The organism is Nocardia sp. NPDC003963, assembly GCF_053605105.1.
Window position 1 is genome coordinate 1 of sequence record NZ_JBSGIP010000015.1, and the last position, 4991, is coordinate 4991.

At 67.7% G+C, this 4991-nt stretch carries 6 protein-coding genes; all 6 read right to left on the reverse strand.

The genetic code is table 11. From position 1 onward, the window contains the following. Positions 1-119: 119 nt before the first annotated feature. Entirely contained in the window at positions 120-437 is a 318-nt protein-coding gene (locus ACWEWT_RS22505) for a DUF4190 domain-containing protein (protein WP_452561667.1), read from the reverse strand. A gap of 23 nt (positions 438-460) precedes the next feature. Then, a complete protein-coding gene (locus tag ACWEWT_RS22510; RefSeq protein WP_452561668.1) occupies positions 461-1195 on the reverse strand; it encodes a lysoplasmalogenase in 735 nt (244 codons plus the stop codon). A 2-nt stretch (positions 1196-1197) separates the two neighbouring features. Then, on the reverse strand, positions 1198-2256 hold the full coding sequence (locus ACWEWT_RS22515) for a beta-ketoacyl-ACP synthase 3 (RefSeq protein ID WP_452561669.1): 1059 nt from the start codon (positions 2254-2256) through the stop codon (positions 1198-1200). Positions 2257-2351: 95 nt separating this feature from the next. Continuing rightward, positions 2352-2900, reverse strand: coding sequence for an orotate phosphoribosyltransferase (gene pyrE / locus ACWEWT_RS22520; protein ID WP_452561670.1), 549 nt, complete (start codon positions 2898-2900; stop codon positions 2352-2354). Between the two features lie 134 nt (positions 2901-3034). Continuing rightward, a complete protein-coding gene (locus tag ACWEWT_RS22525; RefSeq protein ID WP_452561672.1) occupies positions 3035-4066 on the reverse strand; it encodes a hypothetical protein in 1032 nt (343 codons plus the stop codon). Positions 4067-4131: 65 nt separating this feature from the next. Continuing rightward, positions 4132-4911, reverse strand: a complete 780-nt coding sequence (locus ACWEWT_RS22530) for a DUF5666 domain-containing protein (protein WP_452561673.1) — start codon at positions 4909-4911, stop codon at positions 4132-4134. Positions 4912-4991 lie beyond the last annotated feature (80 nt).

Consider the following 4991-nt stretch of genomic DNA (forward strand, 5'->3'; position numbering starts at 1 on the left):
GGTGGGGCCCGCCCCGGTTCTGGAGCGACAGAGCGAAGGAGCGCAGCGACTGAGCGCCGGAGTGAAGAACCGGGGTTGATAGGGCCCCACCCCGCCCCGCCGAAGGCGGGGCCGATAACTCAGCCGGCGGAACCGGACCCGATCAGCACGACGATGATCACGATGTAGGCGATGGCGGCGAGCGCCCCCAGGATCAGCAGTACCGAACCGATGATGCCCAGGACATAACCCACCATCACATTGCTGCGGCCGCCCAAGGTGCCACCGGACGCGTCGATATCGTTGAGCGCCCGGCGCCCCATCACCCAGGCGAACGGGGCGACGACCTGGCAGAACACCATCCCGATGATGCCGAGGATCAGCACAGTGGTCGCTTGCGGATGTTCGGGCGGCGGGCCGTAGGCCGGGTAGCCGTACGCGGGCGGCGGGTAACTCATGTGGGGATCGTATCGGCCGGCGCCTAGGGACGACCAGCGGAAATCCGTTCGGGCTCATCGGCACCGGCCCGTTTCCGGACGTGCGCCGCCGGATCGGCCAGCAGGAACTGCGCGGCACCGTAGGTCGCCAGGATCACCCCTTCGATCACCCGTCGCGACCGCTCGCCACGCGCGAAGAGCCGCCGCAACACGATCAGACCGTCCGATACCGTGAACAACAGCGCGCCCACCCCCAGGCGGCTGCGCGGATCGGCAGCCGGAATATTCAGTCCCGCAATACTGTCCGCGTCCGGAGCCAGCGCCGGATCGGAGGCCAGCACGGCCGCGCTGCCCAGTGTCACACCGTATGCGCTCAACGGCACCGTGAGTACCGGGGCCTTGGCACGCAGCAGCGCTGCGGCACCCACCCAGGCCAGCACTCGCGGCACGGCCACCGCGGGTGCCGGGCGCGCCCCGTAGCGCCACCACAGCGTGGCGTACCCGGTCTGCATCACCGCGAACGACGACGCCCCCGCGATGAGCCGACGGTCGTTGTCGGGGTCGATGAGCAGCACGTCTCCGACCGTGGCAGCACCCAGCGAACTCAACAGCAGCGTTCGGTCGGCAGGCACGATATCGGCGCGGCTGGTGGCGATATCGGCCGCGAGCAGCGGCATCATCAGTGGTTTGGCGACCAGTTGCCACCGCTGGCGACCGGTGAGCGCACCCGCCACGGTCACCGCGGTGGCGGCGAGGAACCCGGCCCGCAGTGGTCGCATCGCTACAGGCTCGACTCGGCGGGCGCCGGCGGGAGGATGACCACCTGCCCCGCGTAGCTGAGCCCGGCCCCGAAGCCGAGCAGTAGCGCCAGCTGGCCGCCTTTGGCCTTACCGGTTGCCAGCATCTCCTCCATCGCCAGCGGTATCGACGCCGCGGAGGTATTGCCGGTGTTCTCGATATCGGCCGCCATGGGGATATCGTCGGCCAGACCCAGGTTCTTCTTCATCAGCTCGTTGATCCGGGCATTGGCCTGGTGCGGGATGAAGACCTCGATATCCTCCTTGGACACCCCGGCCACATCGAGCGCCGTGGACAGCGCGCGCGGCAATGTGACAGCGGCCCACCGGAAAACTCGCGGCCCCTCCATCCGCAGCGCCATCCGGCCCACCGGTTCCAGTTTGGGGTCGGTGCCCTGTAGATCCTGCGCCCGCTGCATGTAGTCGATGAAGTTGATGTCCTGTTTGATCGCCTCGGCGTTCTCACCGTCGCTGCCCCAGACCGTCGGCGAGATCCCGTTCTCCTCGCTCGGTCCGATCACCACCGCACCGGCGCCGTCGCCGAAGATGAACGCCGTACCGCGATCGGTCGGGTCGATCCCGATGGTCATGGTCTCGGCACCGATGAGCAGCACGTACTCGGCGGAACCGGCGCGGATCATATCGGTGGCGACGCCGAGACCGTAGCCGAAACCACCGCATCCGGAGGTCAGGTCGAAGGCAGGGATACCGTTCATTCCCAGGTCACTGGCGACGATCGGGGCACCGTGCGGGGTGAGCATCGGCCAGCTGGAGGTCGCCAGGATGAGGGCGCCGATCCGCGCGGGATCCACACCGCTGTTGCGCAGCGCGCGCCGGCCCGCGGCCACCGAGATGGAGCGCAGCGATTCGTCGCCACTGATCCAGCGCCGGTTGCGGATACCGCTGCGTTCGAAGATCCATTCATCGGTGGAGTCCAGGACCTCGCACACCTCGTCATTGCTGACCACGCGTGTCGGCCGGTAGGCACCGATGCCGAGCATTGCTACGTTGTCGTGCCCCTTCTTGCCGGCAATGCTCACCACGACTCCACGACCCTTCACTTGCAGTACTGACGGATTCTCAGGCTAACCGAGTGGGACAGGCCGGTGAACAGCCCACCGTGATTCAGCAGCGGTGTTCAGTTCAGTTCGAGGTCGCTGAGGCTCAGGATCGAGCGGTATTCCAGACCTTCGTCGGCGATGACCCGGTCGGCACCGGTTTCCCGATCCACCACCGTGGCCACCCCGACCACTGTCGCACCCACGTCGCGTAGTGCGCGCACCGCGGTCAGCGGGGAGTTGCCGGTGGTCGTCGTATCCTCGACCACCAGGACGCGCCGGCCCACCACATCGGGGCCCTCGATCTGCCGTTGCATACCGTGGGTCTTCGCCGCCTTGCGCACCACGAACGCGTCGATCGGCCGGCCGGGAGCGTGCATCACGGCCAGCGCGACCGGGTCGGCACCCATGGTGAGCCCACCGACGGCGTCGAATTCCCAATCGGCGACGAGTTCGCGCAGCAATTTGCCGATCAGCGGACCGGCCCGATGATGCAGGGTCGCCCGGCGCAGATCGACGTAGTAGTCGGCCTCATTGCCCGAGGACAGCGTCACCTTGCCGTGCACAACGGCTAAATCGCGCACCAGCCCGGCCAAAGCGTCCCGGTCGGTCGTTGCCTGGTCGATCATCGGTGTCCTTCCGCCCACGTAGGCGAGTCACGGCAGTATGGTCCCGGCGCATGCTGCGGCGCCCTGCGAAGCAGGATACGGGGGCGCTCCGCGCGGAGTTGTCGCAGGTCGCGCGGAGTGCGTATCGGGGAAACCTACTGCGGTACCGGACCCTGGTAGGGACGGAATCCCGGATGGAACGGACCACCGGGCTGACGCGGTTCCCGGTCGTCGCCGGGAGCGGATTCGCGGCGTTCGCGCGAGCCGGATTCGGGGTCGGATTCCGAGCGGGTGGACCGGTTCACCGTCCGGGAGTCGGGCACCACCGCCAGACTCGGCCGGCGCGGGGACACATCACCGTCATCGGATTCACGCCGGCCGGGTTCGTCGTGATCTTCCGGATCGTCCTGGCGATACCGGACATTGGGTACCGAACGCCCGTAGCGACCCTCGCCGCGGTCGTCGTCCTCGTAATCGTCGTAATCCTCGTCCCGGGCATCGTCGGCGTCGTATTCGGCCGAGCGGATCCGGGCACGTGGGCGCCCGGCGCCGGATTCGGGATCGTCGGAGCCGGTTTCGGTGACCGGCGGCAGCACATGCAGCAGACCCGACAGCCGCAGGACCGCGTCGATACCGGTCTCCCAGTCCTTGGCTCCTGTACCCACCGGGAGCATGCCGAGGGTCCAGTTGCCCTCGCTCCACAGCATCTGCACGGTATCGGCCAGCGATTCGATGAACGCGACCATCCGCTGATCGACGGCGTGCCGCGCGATTTCGGGGTTGGTCGCGAAGACGACACGATCGCCGATGGCGCCGAGCAGTTCGAGATCGGCGTCCTTGGGCGGGTTCATGGTCTTGAGCCGCATATCGACATCGATATCCGAACCGATCTGCCGGCGAACGGCGACCAGCGTCGCGGAATCCTCGAGATCCAGCAGTACGAACTTCTCGCCCTTGCGGATACCGGTCACCACGTCGACCGCGGTCAGGTATCCGAGCTTGGCCAGCGCACCGCGCCGCCATGTCGAGGCGAGCGCCGGTTCCACCGACACATAGGTGTATCCCTGCGCTTTCGCCCACACCTGGCGTGCGTGACCGGTCCGCTGTCGCTGTCGCCGGTCGAAATAGAGCAGCACTATCGCACCCACGAGGGTGATTGCCGCCAGCCCGAACCACATTGCCGTCATCGTCGCCTAGCCTATCGACCCGCCCGGCGTAATGCCGGGCACCCACCACTGCGCGCCGCGCTTTTTCATCGTCCGCCCCCTTCGAGAGCGGTACTGATGATGACATCGGCCTGGATTGATCCGTCCGGGCTCTGCTGGCCCTGCACGATCACCAGGTCCCCGGTCGGCAGAGCGTCGACGGTGGCCCCGGCCAGCGAGATCACCTGGGTGGAGGCACTGGTGTGCACTGTGACCTCTTTACCGGTGAGCGTGCTGAGGGTCAGGGTACCGCCGGAGTTGGCGCTGATGGTGCCCATGGTCGTCCCGCCGGCTTCCGCGTCGCCGGTATCGGGCATATCGGGCATGCTGGGCAGGCTCGGAAACGCGGGACCCGAATCGCCGGGATCAGCCGGCAGGCCACGGCCGGTCGGCCGGCTGCTGGTCGTGGTGTCACTGGCAGTGGTATCGGACCCGCCACCCCCGAAGAGCATCCCGGCAGCGATACCGGCGAGCCCGATCAGCACGATAACGGCGACCGCGACACCGATCCACATCCCGTTCTTCTTCGGCGGCCGCGGCGGCTCCGGCGGTACCCCGCCCGGCGGGATCTGCCCCGGGGGGCCGTACCCGCCCCACTGGTTCTCGTAGGCACCACTCGGATAGGTGGGCATCTCGCGGGTCGGATTGGGGCCGGGGCCCCACCCGCCGTAGGGATCGTTACCCGGATAGGCCGTCGTCGACTCCCCGTAACCCGCCGGCCCGTAGCCGGTCGACAGCTTCTCGGTGGCCGATTCCCCCGGCTGACCCAGGTGCTGGGTCGGATCGTCGTCCGGCCGCCTCGCCCAGGGATCGTTCGGGTTGGTCATATGAACCAGACTAGGCGTACCTCCGCATTCGCTCCGGCCGTGCGCATCAACATGCCGACAGACCACCCACAACACCCACC

Coding starts and splice junctions, on each gene's coding strand:
- ACWEWT_RS22505 (WP_452561667.1), bottom strand. CDS start 437: ATGAGTTACCCGCCGCCCGCGTACGGCTACCCGGCCTACGGCCCGCCG.
- ACWEWT_RS22530 (WP_452561673.1), bottom strand. CDS start 4,911: ATGACCAACCCGAACGATCCCTGGGCGAGGCGGCCGGACGACGATCCG.
- ACWEWT_RS22525 (WP_452561672.1), bottom strand. CDS start 4,066: ATGACGGCAATGTGGTTCGGGCTGGCGGCAATCACCCTCGTGGGTGCG.
- ACWEWT_RS22510 (WP_452561668.1), bottom strand. CDS start 1,195: ATGCGACCACTGCGGGCCGGGTTCCTCGCCGCCACCGCGGTGACCGTG.
- pyrE (WP_452561670.1), bottom strand. CDS start 2,900: ATGATCGACCAGGCAACGACCGACCGGGACGCTTTGGCCGGGCTGGTG.